Annotated in this window: 16 protein-coding genes; 6 read left to right on the forward strand and 10 right to left on the reverse strand. The window is 31.6% G+C overall.

Features of this window, described 5'->3' with window-relative positions:
* Window positions 1-120 precede the first annotated feature (120 nt).
* The 4 genes from K8344_RS04260 (at window position 121) to K8344_RS04275 (ending at window position 4,424) form a co-directional block, all read left to right on the forward strand.
* Window positions 121-519, forward strand: a complete 399-nt coding sequence (locus K8344_RS04260; RefSeq protein WP_237607024.1) for a GlcG/HbpS family heme-binding protein — start codon at window positions 121-123, stop codon at window positions 517-519.
* Window positions 520-731: 212 nt separating this feature from the next.
* Entirely contained in the window at window positions 732-1,727 is a 996-nt protein-coding gene (locus tag K8344_RS04265; protein WP_237607025.1) for an NADP-dependent oxidoreductase, read from the forward strand.
* A gap of 334 nt (window positions 1,728-2,061) precedes the next feature.
* Entirely contained in the window at window positions 2,062-2,628 is a 567-nt protein-coding gene (locus K8344_RS04270; protein ID WP_237607026.1) for a hypothetical protein, read from the forward strand.
* The gene (locus K8344_RS04275; protein WP_237607027.1) at window positions 2,607-4,424 is read left to right on the forward strand and encodes a hypothetical protein; all 1,818 of its coding nucleotides are present in this window, start codon (window positions 2,607-2,609) and stop codon (window positions 4,422-4,424) included. The genes K8344_RS04270 and K8344_RS04275 overlap by 22 nt, the downstream gene beginning before the upstream one ends.
* A 747-nt stretch (window positions 4,425-5,171) precedes the next feature.
* Here the strand turns inward: K8344_RS04275 and K8344_RS04280 are convergent.
* Entirely contained in the window at window positions 5,172-5,372 is a 201-nt protein-coding gene (locus tag K8344_RS04280; protein ID WP_237607028.1) for a hypothetical protein, read from the reverse strand.
* An 11-nt stretch (window positions 5,373-5,383) separates the two neighbouring features.
* A complete protein-coding gene (locus K8344_RS04285; protein WP_237607029.1) occupies window positions 5,384-5,983 on the reverse strand; it encodes a nitroreductase family protein in 600 nt (199 codons plus the stop codon).
* Between the two features lie 653 nt (window positions 5,984-6,636).
* Between K8344_RS04285 and hpf the strand changes: the two genes are divergently transcribed.
* The gene (gene hpf, locus K8344_RS04290) at window positions 6,637-6,939 is read left to right on the forward strand and encodes a ribosome hibernation-promoting factor, HPF/YfiA family (protein WP_237607030.1); all 303 of its coding nucleotides are present in this window, start codon (window positions 6,637-6,639) and stop codon (window positions 6,937-6,939) included.
* Between the two features lie 12 nt (window positions 6,940-6,951).
* Window positions 6,952-7,407, forward strand: coding sequence for an arsenate reductase family protein (locus K8344_RS04295; RefSeq protein WP_237607031.1), 456 nt, complete (start codon window positions 6,952-6,954; stop codon window positions 7,405-7,407).
* Between the two features lie 112 nt (window positions 7,408-7,519).
* Here the strand turns inward: K8344_RS04295 and K8344_RS04300 are convergent, their stop codons facing one another.
* From K8344_RS04300 to K8344_RS04335, 8 genes are all read right to left on the reverse strand, one after another.
* A complete protein-coding gene (locus K8344_RS04300; protein ID WP_237607032.1) occupies window positions 7,520-7,768 on the reverse strand; it encodes an acyl carrier protein in 249 nt (82 codons plus the stop codon).
* Window positions 7,769-7,771: 3 nt separating this feature from the next.
* Window positions 7,772-9,046, reverse strand: coding sequence for a beta-ketoacyl-[acyl-carrier-protein] synthase family protein (locus tag K8344_RS04305; protein WP_237607033.1), 1,275 nt, complete (start codon window positions 9,044-9,046; stop codon window positions 7,772-7,774).
* Entirely contained in the window at window positions 9,036-9,479 is a 444-nt protein-coding gene (locus tag K8344_RS04310) for a 3-hydroxyacyl-ACP dehydratase FabZ family protein (protein WP_237607034.1), read from the reverse strand. The genes K8344_RS04305 and K8344_RS04310 overlap by 11 nt, the downstream gene beginning before the upstream one ends.
* Window positions 9,480-9,493: 14 nt before the next feature.
* Entirely contained in the window at window positions 9,494-10,261 is a 768-nt protein-coding gene (locus K8344_RS04315; RefSeq protein ID WP_237607035.1) for an SDR family oxidoreductase, read from the reverse strand.
* An 11-nt stretch (window positions 10,262-10,272) separates the two neighbouring features.
* A complete protein-coding gene (locus K8344_RS04320) occupies window positions 10,273-11,322 on the reverse strand; it encodes a type III polyketide synthase (RefSeq protein WP_262913387.1) in 1,050 nt (349 codons plus the stop codon).
* On the reverse strand, window positions 11,322-12,041 hold the full coding sequence (locus K8344_RS04325; RefSeq protein WP_237607036.1) for a methyltransferase domain-containing protein: 720 nt from the start codon (window positions 12,039-12,041) through the stop codon (window positions 11,322-11,324). Before K8344_RS04325 ends, K8344_RS04320 begins: the two co-directional genes overlap by 1 nt.
* Window positions 12,038-13,165, reverse strand: a complete 1,128-nt coding sequence (locus K8344_RS04330) for an NAD(P)/FAD-dependent oxidoreductase (RefSeq protein WP_237607037.1) — start codon at window positions 13,163-13,165, stop codon at window positions 12,038-12,040. The genes K8344_RS04325 and K8344_RS04330 overlap by 4 nt, the downstream gene beginning before the upstream one ends.
* A gap of 68 nt (window positions 13,166-13,233) precedes the next feature.
* Window positions 13,234-13,941 carry a YiaD family glycine zipper/OmpA-like lipoprotein gene (locus K8344_RS04335; RefSeq protein ID WP_237607038.1) on the reverse strand — a complete coding sequence of 236 codons (708 nt, stop codon included), beginning with the start codon at window positions 13,939-13,941 and terminating at the stop codon, window positions 13,234-13,236.
* Between the last annotated feature and the right edge of the window lie 3 nt (window positions 13,942-13,944).

Genomic DNA, 13,944 nt, shown 5'->3' on the forward strand with positions numbered 1-13,944 from the left:
TTTTAATAATGCTACATCTTGACCTTTTTTCATAAGTTGTTGGGCTTATTTGGTAACTCAATACCGAAATTATCAACTTATATTTGTTTCATAATCAAAAAGATACTAAAACAATACATTATGAACATTACTTTAGAACAAGCAGAAAAAGCGATAGTAGCCGCAAAACAAAAAGCGACAGAAATTGATACTAAAATGAATATTGCCGTTGTGGATGCGGGTGCAAATTTAGTAGCATTCGGAAGAATGGATGGAGCATGGCTAGGCTCATTAGATATTTCAATTAAAAAAGCCAAAACAGCACGTTATTTTGATATGAATACTGGATTAGTAGGTGAATTATCTCAACCAGGTGGTTCTTTATATAACATAGAACATTCCAATAACGGATTAATAACTTTCCCAGGAGGTATACCAATTAAAAATGCTTCGGGCGACATTATTGGCGCCATTGGAGTAAGCGGAAGTTCAGTTGAAAATGATCATACCGTTGCAGAAGCTGGCGCAACAGCCATCTAAACCATTCCAATTAGTATAGAAGAGGCGGTCTAAAAAGTCAGTGTTTATTCCAAATGTTATATTGAGCGCAGTCGAAATGTTTTAGTTTTTAAAACATTAAAGCTTGTATTGAACTCAGTTTGAAACTGGACTATCACTTTTTAGACAGCCTCTTTTTTTAATAATAGGTTGAAAGACAATTTATTGAAACAAGCCATTAACAAGTTTAAATTATGAAAGCAGTACAACATATAGCCTATAATAAAATTTCGGAAAGCATAAAGATTTCTAATATTGAAAAGCCATCCATCAACAAAAATGAAGTGTTAATTGAAGCTTATGCAGCTAGTGTAAATCCACTAGATATAAAGGTGCTTACGGGGAAATTAAAAATGCGTAAAAATTATACTTTACCGGCTACCATGGGGTATGATGTAAGTGGTAAAATTATTGAAATAGGCGAAAATGTTACTAATTTCACTATCGGAGACGAAGTTTATGCCTATGTTGATAAGCAAGGCACTTTTGCGGAGTATGTTTCTGTAAACCAAAATATTGTTAGTTTAAAACCAAAAAACAAAACCTTTGAAGAGGCGGCAAGTTTACCATTGGTTAGTTTAACTGCAACCCAGGCCTTGCGTAGGGGCAAATTAAAAGGTGGTGATAAAATATTAATCCATGCTGGCTCTGGTGGAGTGGGGTCGGTGGCAATTCAAATGGCTAAAAACATGGGGGCTTATGTGTACACAACTACGAGCACCAATAACGTTCAATGGGTTAAGGCATTAGGGGCAGATCGTGTAATCGATTATAAAAACGAAGATTATAAAGCCATTGTAAAAGATGCCGATATGGTTTTAGACACACTGGGGAACGAGTATACCGAAGATGCCTTTAAAGTAATAAAAAAAGGTGGAAAAGTAATAACTCTTGTGGGACCGGTTGACAAGGAAACGGCAAAGAGAATGAAATTGAACTTTTTTGCTAAAACTTATTTAGCATGGAAAAGAAGGAAAATAACAAAGCGTATTTCTGAAAAATCGGCATACTACAGCCTTGTACTTTTACGTCCTAATGCGAGACAACTCAATGAAATAACCAAACTGGTAGAATCTGAAAAAATTAAAACTAATATCGAGAAAGAATATCCCTTAAACGATGCAGTAAACGCTGTGCTTCACGTAGCAAACGGGCGTACCAAAGGAAAAGTTGTTATAAATATAAAATAAATTAAGAAGTCCTCTGGCTTTAAAGAAAAGCTCATTTATCCTAGTTATTAATAAACTGCCTGCCCTAGCACTTTTTGGCGTAGGCATGGTTACGACACTCTGCTTTGGTAAAGAGCGAAATTTCTACCTCAAATTTTCTTTAACTTTTTTCTTTCTAAAGTTTCTTTTAGGATTTAATGAAACACTCTATGCACGAAACGACGATATGAAAGTAGTGTAAATTGTATGAAATGATTAGTTTGTTGTAATATCTTAAGTAGTTTATTATTTGTTAAAATAAGTATATTTACATATTAATAATATTGATATTTAAGGTTTAAAATATAAGTATAAATTGAAAAGAATATTTGTGTTTTTCGAAAGTATTATTCCAAGTAAAAAAAAATGGAATAGTTGGAAAATGCCAACTAGGGTGAGCTATATTGCTTCCTTAGTAGTAATAATAACCTTTATGATGGGCCTATTTAACTTTAAAAGTAAAGCTGAACTAATACAAAACATTACCAATGATTCAGGAGACATCATTTATTTAGAAGAAAGCAAAGAAGTTTCTGAAGGTTTTAATTATGAGTTTAAGGGAAGATTGGGAAATTTAGGAAAAAGGATATTTGAGTTTGACACTGATAAATTTGATAGAAATTTAATTATTAAAATTGATTACACTGGTAGTTATATAGCACTGATTAAAAACTCTGATGTGGCAAACTATACTGGAGGTAAATTGTTTATTGAAATTGAAAATTGCAATCTTGAGTTTTTAGAATTTTCTATTCCTAACATAGGCCCAGCGCCCAAAAATATTTTAAAACAACAAATTGAAGAACAATTTGAAACGCTTATTTTTAAAAATAAAGACCTTATTTTAAAAAGAACTAAATTATGCTTAAAAGACTATCTATAATCATCTTAGTTTTTTGTCAAGGATTATTGTTTTCTCAAAATAATAAGGTTTCTGATATTAATGAAAAAAAATTACTCTATTATTTTCAAGAACCAGGATTTTTAGTTCCATATATCGAGTCAGAGCTAAAACTAATGACAACTTCAAGTATAATTAAGAGAAATGAAATTGAGACTTATTTTAAAGAAGTTGAGAGCTTTAACAGATTAAAAGAAGATAGTAAATTACAATCCGAAATGGCCAATATCGTTTGGAATAAGTACAATGCTAAATCATTAATAAATTTAGAATTAATTGATAACAAAGTAAATAGTGAAATAATTAGTACTATACTTAACTATAATTATTTCTTAACAATTAAAACAAATACATTAGGAGAGTTAATTGAATTTCAATTTGAATTATTTGAAACAATGCCCTTAATCGACAATGATGGTAAAGGGAATATTAGAAGTGGTACATTAAAAAAAGTTAAAAAAATTGAAAATTTTTTTATAAACCCAAAAAACAAAGATTACTTGAAGAAAGTAAAAAATGCCTTATATCGGTTATTTGATGAAAATAATAACCCTCCAATTGCTATAATTGAAATGTATAATAAATCATATTCTAAAAGTTTTGAATCCTTTGTATCTAAAGGAGATACAATTGAGTTTTCTGGATCAAGGTCATATGATATTGATACAGAAGAAATAAGTTATAATTGGAAAAATATACCTGTTGAAAATCAATATTATCAACATATAAATAAAGTTAATTTGACACCAAATAGTCCTAATCAGAAAATTGTTATTTCGAATGATTCCATTTATTACTTAAATTTTAATGTATCCGATGGAATTAATGATTCTAATCCAATTAATATTAAATTAATACCAATTGATAAACCCAAGTCAATAATTCCATTATATCGGGATTATAAAAGCATTGACTATCTCACTGGGAAATCTATTCCTAAAAATGAGAATAATGAAGGCCAAATTTATTTTGATAATGAAGAAGTTGTTTTAAGTAATAAAATTATAATTTCAAAAGAGAAGATTGGTCAAAAATTTATTAGAAATTTACATCTAAATGATACTATAGGCTACTCATATATCGACTCAGTTGGTGTACGTAGTATAAAATTTAAAAGTAATTTTACTGCAACCAATGAAGAAGGGTTCTTAAAAAAGAGACAATGTAAAAGCTATTATTTATATCAAATCAATGATAAAGATTTGTTAAGTAATCCAGTAAAATTTAATCATAAATATGTGAAAAGAGGAGCCTTCTCTTTTAGAACAGGTTTTTCTTCAACATTTTTTGGAGATAGTAATGATTTCCAATTATCATCAAATGATTCTTTATCTTTAGGTACAGTTTCAATATTGTTAGAAATAGCAGTAGATATATCTCGTAAAACTAGGCTGTCTGGATTTTTAGATTTGGGCAAAAATATCGATTATAAGGGATATAATTTTTCTCCTCAACCAGAAATAGGTGGCGCATTTGAATATTTTTTATTTAAAAGATATTCAAAAAATTATCGAATCTATCCTTTTATAGGGTTAGAGTTCGGAGCAACAACTTTCTATACAAATGAAGAATTGTCAAATCCAAATAATAATTCTGAAGAAGGGTCAACAAATTGGATATATACATACGGCCTTAGGACAGGTTTTGAATTTGAATTTGAAACTAAATGGTTTTTATTTAGTCCAGGGCTTTTATTTAAATATGGACTATACAACAAAGAATTTCTGAAAGACAACCATTTTAGTAATATGAGCTTTATTTTTAATTTTAAGTTTTAGTATGGGGCCTCAGAAAACTTAGGCTAAAACTATCTTGCATCCGACGAGTCGACATAGGAGGCGAGAGGAATGCACTGAGTAGTAACTATGTTTCAATGAAACGAACAGTCTAAAATACACGCTATACGATAGCCATCGGGATATACAGCCTTGATACTTCGACAAGCTCAGTACAGGTTTTTTTTTTAGTTCACACCATTGTTATTGTTGAAGTGTGCGTGAATCTTGTTAAAACACGAATTCTTAAATTTTATACTTTTGTGGCAGGTTTACAAGAATCGCGTAGAAAAAAATATTAAGCACAAATACCCAAATACGCTAAAATTTCAATAACATCTAAAAGCTAGCTTTTTAAATGCGCTGGCAAGCGACTGGAAATTGCGTATAAAATAAATTACAATAGTAATTTGATTTTATCAAAGCAATAAGCGTTGGCAGCGGATATTTTACATAACGTCAAATTATAGTTACATTTTAATTCTCCAAATGCTAATCGCTGACAATCGTTTAAAAATGAAATTCTTGATCATTATACAGAATATTCAAGTTAACGAGAGGCTCTATTTTACATAGTATCATTATAGCTACAGTTGGATTATGCATTGGCGCAAATTACTTTTTACATAATTACTATCGTTATACAGCTAAAGCTCTAGAACTGCAATTATGTAAAATACTGCGTATACAGTAATTTGCTATAAATGTACTATAATTTATATTATGTAAAATAGAATATATGGAATAGAACTATTCCTCTTCAGATATAATTTTGTTTAAAGTTTTATCAATCTTCTTCTTTTCCGTCTTCGTTTTCATATTTTCATCTTTCTCTAACTTCAGTTCTCCATCACCTTTTATGTTTAATTCATCAGGCTTGTCGGTTTTTCCAAAGTTGGACGACTTCCTATATTCATCTTGGAAATCTGCATGTTTCTTTTTATCACTCATAATTTTTTTATTTATTTATTATTTTTAAAATTTCCGTTGAAAGCAAATTCATCTTGTGACATTCTTTTACGATTTTCTTTTAACTCTTGTTTTCTAAGATCCTCGGGTAAATCTTCAGGGTTGCCACCAAAATAACCAAAAGCTATCGCTGTAGTTACATGATAATTATCGGTAAAGCCAAATTCCTTTTGGGCTTTCTTAAAATCTACTCCAGCCATTTGATGCACAGCAATCTCCATACTATTTGCTTGTTGGATTACATTCCCCATAAATAGCCCTAAATCGTGCAAGGCATGAAAGTTATCCACGTCTCTATTATTCATGGTTTTTTTATAGGCATTTATCCATAGTAACTGTGAATTCCCCGCCCAACTACTATTAAATTCGTCTAAGCAATTAAAAATTCGATCATACATTTCTGTACCTTTTAATCCCCATATTACACGCCATGGTTGAATGTTTGACGCGCTTGGTGCCCAACGTCCAGCTTCTAGCAATATTTTTACTTGGTGTTCTGTAATTGGTGTATTGGCAAAAACTCTTGGACTCCATCTATTTTTTATACTATCTAAAATTGGGTAATCGGTTGGTGTAGTTTTATTTACTTTCATAAGTTTTAAAAATTTTTATTAAAAATAATCAGTTAATAATGGTCTAAAAAGGATTTAAAAAAGAATTAACGGAAATATTTTTTATTAACAAATAAGTAGAACGTATTACAATGGTTTAAACTTAATTTTACTAAAAAAAAATCTGCTATGTTGCAATTTGCACTGCCATTTGGATAACTATTGTTTTTAGATTTTCTGGTATAATTTACTGGTTGTTTTTTGAAAACTTAGTCGTTAATCCTACGCAGCTTAGCTTATCTTTGATAATGCAGTCCTTAAGTATATCACATAATATTATTCGAGCTGTGGTTAAGTATTGATACTATTTTTGTGATAGCTGTAATTTTTTCATCCTTTGCTATTCTTTTAAAATATTAGCATTAGGTATTTATGAGAATATGGGCAGCCACTCCCCTTTTCGTGGCTTTAAAAATTATCGAATTAACAGATTGACTTTCGGTAGAAATACTCCAATGGCTTTCTCATGGTGTTACTGGTATATATTTGGCTGGAGATATATTAGCATCCATATTAATTCCAGATTCTAGGAATACACTTCTTAAGGAAGATTAATTTCACAAAAAGGTATTAAAAGTTTGGAATGGATTTTATGCTATTGTATCTTTAGTATTCAAATTTTAAATATATAAAATATGACTATCAATTTTGAATATCACGAGGTAACCGCAAGTCCAAGGTTAGAAGCTTTATTGACTGAAAGGTTGAATAAATTGGAATCTAAATACGATTCTATAGTAAGTGCAGATGTTTATTTCAAAAAAGAAAATAGCAGCAATCCAGAGAAAGGTAAAATATGCAGTGTACGTTTAAGTGTACCTGGTTCTAATATTTTTGCTGAAACATCAGCAGCATCATTTGAGGCTTCTGTAGCAAAGGTTTCAACAGAGCTTAGAACGCAATTACAAAAGCGAAAAGAAAAACTACAAGCACATTAAGAAGATATAAATATGGGAGTGATAGCACGTGACGAAAATCAATTAACACTTATATACAGTAGTAATACACGTGTAGGTACTCATACGTTGAGTTATCTTACAGGTATCGAAAAACCGTATTTAGCAATTGATATTGCTAAAACGAAAGTTGGAGATACACAATGGGTGGAAGTAGCAAAAGCTCTTGGAGTGAAAGTTGGCGATCTAGTTGACACTCGTGAGCTTGATTTAAATTCTGAAAATACTTCAGATTTTAATTCAGAGGATTGGATAAAAATTATTCAAAGTAATGATTTTGTATTATCCAGACCAATTGCTATAAATGGGAATAGAACAAAACAAATTGAAAATCCAACAGAAATATTAGCGTTTTTTGATGTTGAATCTGCAGGTTTGGAGCAAAGTCCTTCCAATGACACTCCACCAAACATTCAACCTACTTCCGAAAACGAAAATTTTATAGAATAATTAAATTAATTAACTGTTTTTATTAGTATTTGAGATTCAACTCCTCTAAACTAATAAAAACAGTTTTTTTATACCAATTCAAACTTGATAACTGTTTAGAACGAATACCTAATTAGTCCGTTTTCTGTTTGATTAAATTAATTACATCATTCAGGTTTCTAAGTTTTTCAAGATCTTCATTTTTTATTTCGATATCAAAAACATCTTCTACATCTAGAACAATATCAATTAAATGGGCTGAGTTGATATTCAATTCTTTTGTAAGATCACTTTCTCTACTAATTTCCATTTTAGAAACATCTTCTGGTAGGTAGTTCTTTATAATTGGTTCAATTTTTATATAAATTTCTTCTGATGTCATATTTTATTTATTTTTTTTGAAAATAACACAAGCGTTAACATCTCCAAACCCAAAACTCGCTTTGGCCATTATGTTAAATGTTTTGTAAAGAGTTTGTGTAGGAATTTTTTCTATGGAAATATTCTTTAGTATTTCGGGGTGTATAGGCTCACAATTATTATTTTGAAAAATAAACCCTTCTTTCATTTGCACTAATGCTGAAACTATTTCGATACTAGCACTCGCACCTATACAATGCCCTATCGCACCTTTTAAGGAATTTATAAAAGGAAAGTTATTTCCATTTCTATTAAGTGCTTTACACCAACTTTCAATTTCGTCGGGGTCTTTAGAAGTTGCCGTTAAATGACCATTTATATATTCGATATCTCTTCCATTTACTTTTGAATCAATTAAGGCTGCTTCAATACATCTTACAATAGCTTTATTGTTAGGAGCTGTCATAGTTCCTTTACCTCTTTGACCACCGTTATTTATGGCGCCACCTAAAACTTCTGCATATATATTAGCTCCTCTTTCCTGTGCACTCTCTAATGACTCTAGTAGATAGGCCCCTGCTCCACTACCTGGTATAAAACCTTTTGCCGTTTCATTTAAAGGACCCGGAACTTCTTCGGGAGCATCGTTATATCTATAATTGGTAATTCTTAAGGCGTCAAAACCTGCCCAAATATATGGCCCATGATCACTAGTACTCCCACAAAGCATTTGCTTGGCTTTGCCAGTTTTTATTCTTTCGTAACCTAATAGTAGCGCCTCAGTACCAGTGGAACAGGCAGATGAGTTTGTTGTAACAATATTCCCTGCACCAATTAAACCACCTAAATAAGCGCTAATTCCGCTAGTCATTATTTGTTGAACGGTATTACTACTTAACCTACGTGCTTTTCTATCATCTACTTTATGTATGCTTTCTCTAAACTTTTCTACGCTACTTACTCCGGTTCCAAAAATAATTCCTAAATCCCATAAAGGGTCATCATCAATTTTAGATGTTGAAATTTTCGCATCTTTTAAAGCATCCATTCCTGCAATTACACCATATAAAATACTACTACTTTTAAAATTTCGTAGCTGTAATTCTGTAAAATACTCCCTTTTTTTTTCTTCACTAACTTCGGGAATGGCACCTAAATGACAAGAAAACTTTAAATCTTCCAATTCAGAATAATAGCGAATTCCAGAATTACCATTTTTTAATGCTTTCGTAAAATCGGATAACCCCACTCCTATTGGGGAACATACACCTAAACCAGTTATTACAACTCTATTTTTCATACTTCTTTATCATTCCGCTTAATTCACCTTTCGCCACTAGCTCCCCTTTTTCATTAAACATTTTAACCTTGCATTTTAATTTATTAAATCTAAAGTAAACCTTTTCAGAAACTACGTTTACTTTTTCTCCAGGAAACACAGGAATTAAAAAGTCAACTTGAGAATTGCTAAATGCAACAGTAGTTTTTACAGAAACCTCTTCTGAATTTAATAAATAGATTCCCATACACACAAGTCCGATTTGAGCCATACATTCTATAAGGATTACACCTGGTGTTACTGGGTTATTTTTAAAATGACTTTTGTAAAAATATTCGTCCTTTTTAAAAGTATAGTAGCCATCGACCCTTTCAGAAGAAATTATAGTGAGTTTGTCCACAAATAAAAATTCGGGGCCGTAAGGGAGCAGTTTTATTATGTTATCACTCTTCAAATTTTATTTTTTAATTACCGAAGACTTTCGCCCCCATCAACTTTTATAATAGTTCCATTTATCCACTTAGCTTCATCTTTACAAAGTAAAAAAACCACATTTGCGACATCTTCTGCTTGAGTCATTCTTTTAAATGGATTTCTCTTTTTACTCATTTCTGCTAATTTCTCACTACCTGGAATCATTTTAAATGATGCGGTTTTTGTGGTGCCTGCTTGAATACAATTGGATGTAATATTAAGTGAAGCAAGTTCTACAGCCATACTTCTCATTAAAGATTCTAATACCGATTTGGCAGCTGAAACGGCTGCGTACCCAGGCCAAACTCTTGTATTTCCTTCACTTGTAAAAGCTAGATTTCTAGCACAATCTGAAAATTTATTATGTTGGATTAATTCCTGTGTCCACTCGTACCAACTAGTCGCCATTGCATGTATTGTTATATCTAAATCTTGTTTGCTAAGACAAGCTTCATCGTTAGTCATATTCTTTAAACTTCCTTTCGCAATACTATGTAGTAACACTTTCACACTATTTGCTGGTAATTCAGAAATTATTATATTTCGCACCTCTCTATTTAAAGCATCTCTGTTAAACGTTTTTATAGCTACTCCAAATGCTTTTAATTTAGAAACTTCAGCTTCAAATTCAGGGATATTACTTCTTCTATCTCTGTGAACAATACATATATTCATTCCTTCTGAAGCGAGTTTAATAGCACTTGCAAGACCTAAACCACTACTTCCACCTAAAATTACTGCCCATTGATTTTTAAAACTCATAGTCTCTTGCCTTAAAACCTTAACAATATGCGCTGAGCCGAAAACCCAGGGCCAAAACTTAGCATAAGTCCGTAGGATCCAGCTTCAGGATTTCGTGTCATAAATCTTTCTAATACAAAAAGAACGGTGGCACTACTCATGTTTCCATAGAGTCTTAAAACTTCCTTGGTATCGGTAATATTTTTCCCTAATTTACCAAAAAGTTCTTCCACAGTTTCTACAATTTTCCTACCTCCAGGGTGGAAAATAAGATGGTCTATATTTTCAATTTCTAAATTATTCTTTCTTAAAAATGGGTGAATAATTTTAGGGAAGTGCTCTGCAATTTTTTCAGGTACTTCCTTATCTAATATCATTTGTAATCCGGTATCAACAAGTTTAAATCCCATCATATCTGTGGCATCATAAAAGTGATACATTTCATCAGCAATTATCTCAGCCCCAGTATCCTCCTCGCAAGAAGATAATAAAACACAAGCAGCACCATCTCCAAATATTGCGGTACTTACAATGTTTGCCATTGAATAATCATTAATTTGAAAAGTAGCAGACGGAGCTTCTATTGAAATTAAGGCTGCTCTTTTACCTGGATTCGCTTTTAAAAAATTTCGGGCATAAATCATTCCAGAAATACCTGCAGCGCACCCCATTTCAGTTACAGGTAAACGCACCACGTCATCTCTCATTTTAAGGTCATTAATTATGTAAGCATCAACCGATGGAATCATAATTCCTGTACAACTTACTGTAATAATAAAATCGATATCAGTAGGATCCCAATTAGCTTTATCTAGTGCATTTTGTAGGCATTCTTTTCCCATCTTTTTTATTTCCTTAACGTAAATGTCATTACGAGCTTCAAAACTGGGATTTTCAAATACTTCTACAGGATTCATAATAGAATAGCGTTTGTCAACCCCTGCTCCTTCCATTATTTTAACTACTTTACGTTTGTATCGATTATCTTGACCGCTCATCCAATTTTTAACTAGCTCAATAATTTCAGGTGTTTCTCTGCCATGTTGAGCTACTTGAGTCGAAACTGTTGTGATTCTTACCATTATCTATTTTTTTTTATTATCCATTGAAATCTGTATGCCCAACACCAACGGATAGTGCTTCTTTGATTTGGAATATGCTCTGAAAATTTTACTAGTTCATTTTTTTTAAAACCTTTTGCGATGGATATTAAACCGTCATGTCTAGCCGTTTTTGTTTTCAGAAATAATTTATGTACCAATTTAAACAAATTAAATGCTAGTTTGCTTCTTTCTAAATCATTTATAACTATCCCTAATCGTGACTTTATCAAAATTTTTTTTGTTAACTTTTTTATTTCTTCATTATTAAAGTGATGAAGAAATAATGTACATAAAACAATATCGGTTTCAGGAATTGCCTCTGTGTTGTTTACAACGTCCATATTAAGAAATGAAATATTTGAATAAGCAGCGCTTTTGGATTTGGCTATTTCTAATATGTTTTCATTGAAATCTATACCAATAAGCTTAAAACTTAAATTTTGCTTTGCAGAATAATCAGCACATCTTCTTAGCATTTCTCCGTCGCCACATCCTATATCAAGTATTGTAACAGTAGTACCTTTTGAGTGATTTTTTATTAACTTTTTTACCCCATCAATTGTAATGTGATTGCCACCCAACCATTTGTTTATGGTCTTTAAGTCATTCAGTAGGTTTTTCAATTCTTCTCCTTGAAAATCTAAACTGTCCATCACTTCTACTTGAGAAGATCTATGTTTATTACTGAAATTAATCATTTAGTAGGACTACCATGTGTTTTTTTTATTAGTATAGGGATTATTGAGGGAAATATTTTGGCTACGGAGAATCCAATTTTTGAACTATGAGGATTCACTAGCAAACTTTGAATAATTCTTCCTGTTTTTAGCCTTTTTCCAAACTCAATATTCCATAATCGTGTGTAATTCATCTCTAAAACACCTCTGTTAAATCTATCCTTATGCATTGCTTTTAAAAATGAATGTGAAAATATTTGAGCACTTCTAATGGCCATTGCCATCCCGTTTCCACATAAGGGATGAATTAATCCAGCACTGTCACCAATCATAAAGATATGATTTTCTACGGGCTTCTTTCTTTGAAAAGAGACTTGACTTATCGTTAATGGGTGTTGGAAAATAGGCTTGGCATTATTATAAAATTCTTTTAAAAATGGGTTCTTACTCATTTCGTTACTTTGAAAAGCATCGATTTTACCATATTTTTTAAAGGCTTTAAAAGTGGTTAAATAACAAGCATTAACAGCATTAGTTTCGATTTTACTAAGACCGCAATACCCGCCATTAAAGTTGTGTAAAGCCACAGTATCCTCGGGAAAATCAAATTCATAATGACCCTTAACAGCAAGCCAAGGTGATTTTTGTAATATAAAATCTCTTTTTAGAAAAGAATCAATATTCGATCTTTTTCCAAATGCTCCCACCACAAAATCTGCATTAAATACTTTCTTGTTCTGAGTGGATACTTCAAAACTATTGTCTTGAAAAACTATTTTTTCGACAGTTTGAAATATTATTTCTATTCTAAATTTTAAAGCTTCATAAATTAGATTATCAAAGGCGTACCGACTAATTCCGAAGCCACCTAAGGGAAGATTTGTGTTTAGAGTTGTACCTTCTAAATTCGTAATATTGAATCTTTTAATTTTTTTTGCTCCAACAGAAAAAGGATCAATGTTTAGGGATTTTAGGTAAGGTAAAATTTCATTACTCACATATTCACCACATACTTTATGGTTTGGATATGAATTCTTTTCTATCAAGCATATCTTTAAATTATGATTAGATAAATGTAAGGCTGTGGTAAGGCCTGCAAGACCTCCACCTATTATAATTAAATCCCATTTATTTTTTTTAACCATAATATCAAATAAAAATAAAAAATCCCGCTCCAATTATGGGCGGGATTTAAAATACTTTCAAATATTAATTATTCTCCAGCTTCGTTCTTTGCATCCTTCTTCATTTTTTCATTTGGAACGATAGCAATGTTTACACGTCTGTTTTTAGCTCTTCCTTCAACAGTACTATTGTCTGCAATAGGAGTATCAGGTCCGAACCACTTCGTAGTAATTCTTCCAGAACTAAGACCTTTCTGAGAAACAAAATAATTAGTTACTGAATTAGCTCTATCTCTAGAAAGTGTCATGTTAAAATCTCTTGGACCTGTACTATCGGTATGTCCTACAACTAAGATATTAGTATCCGGATATTCCCTTAATACATTCGCCAATCTATCAAGCGTTTCTTGAGATTTAGCATTTAGGTTATATTTGTTAGTAGCAAAATAAACACCACTATTTTCGTCAAAAGTTACTACAATTCCATCATCAACTCTTTCTACTTGAGCGCCAGGAATTTCTTCTTCGATTTTTTGTGCTTGTTTATCCATTTTGTTACCGATGATAACACCAGCACCACCACCAACTACACCACCAATTACTGCACCCAGCTCACTGTTTCCTCCTTTGCCAATATTATTACCTAATATAGCACCGAGTACAGCTCCACCAGTAGCACCAATTACAGCACCTTTCTGTTTGTTATTTGCGTTTCTAGTTGCTTCACAGCTTCCTAAACTAATAACAAGTGTAAATGCTAAAGCAACTAATGCGGTTTGTTTAAAAAATGTTTTCATAAG

The organism is Aequorivita xiaoshiensis (assembly GCF_022008395.1).
In the GTDB taxonomy this organism is placed as follows: Bacteria; Bacteroidota; Bacteroidia; order Flavobacteriales; family Flavobacteriaceae; genus Aequorivita; species Aequorivita xiaoshiensis.

Coding starts and splice junctions, on each gene's coding strand:
- K8344_RS04260 (WP_237607024.1), top strand. CDS start 121: ATGAACATTACTTTAGAACAAGCAGAAAAAGCGATAGTAGCCGCAAAA.
- K8344_RS04265 (WP_237607025.1), top strand. CDS start 732: ATGAAAGCAGTACAACATATAGCCTATAATAAAATTTCGGAAAGCATA.
- K8344_RS04275 (WP_237607027.1), top strand. CDS start 2,607: ATGCTTAAAAGACTATCTATAATCATCTTAGTTTTTTGTCAAGGATTA.
- K8344_RS04280 (WP_237607028.1), bottom strand. CDS start 5,372: ATGAGTGATAAAAAGAAACATGCAGATTTCCAAGATGAATATAGGAAG.
- K8344_RS04285 (WP_237607029.1), bottom strand. CDS start 5,983: ATGAAAGTAAATAAAACTACACCAACCGATTACCCAATTTTAGATAGT.
- hpf (WP_237607030.1), top strand. CDS start 6,637: ATGACTATCAATTTTGAATATCACGAGGTAACCGCAAGTCCAAGGTTA.
- K8344_RS04295 (WP_237607031.1), top strand. CDS start 6,952: ATGGGAGTGATAGCACGTGACGAAAATCAATTAACACTTATATACAGT.
- K8344_RS04300 (WP_237607032.1), bottom strand. CDS start 7,768: ATGACATCAGAAGAAATTTATATAAAAATTGAACCAATTATAAAGAAC.
- K8344_RS04305 (WP_237607033.1), bottom strand. CDS start 9,046: ATGAAAAATAGAGTTGTAATAACTGGTTTAGGTGTATGTTCCCCAATA.
- K8344_RS04315 (WP_237607035.1), bottom strand. CDS start 10,261: ATGAGTTTTAAAAATCAATGGGCAGTAATTTTAGGTGGAAGTAGTGGT.
- K8344_RS04320 (WP_262913387.1), bottom strand. CDS start 11,322: ATGGTAAGAATCACAACAGTTTCGACTCAAGTAGCTCAACATGGCAGA.
- K8344_RS04325 (WP_237607036.1), bottom strand. CDS start 12,041: ATGATTAATTTCAGTAATAAACATAGATCTTCTCAAGTAGAAGTGATG.
- K8344_RS04330 (WP_237607037.1), bottom strand. CDS start 13,165: ATGGTTAAAAAAAATAAATGGGATTTAATTATAATAGGTGGAGGTCTT.
- K8344_RS04335 (WP_237607038.1), bottom strand. CDS start 13,941: ATGAAAACATTTTTTAAACAAACCGCATTAGTTGCTTTAGCATTTACA.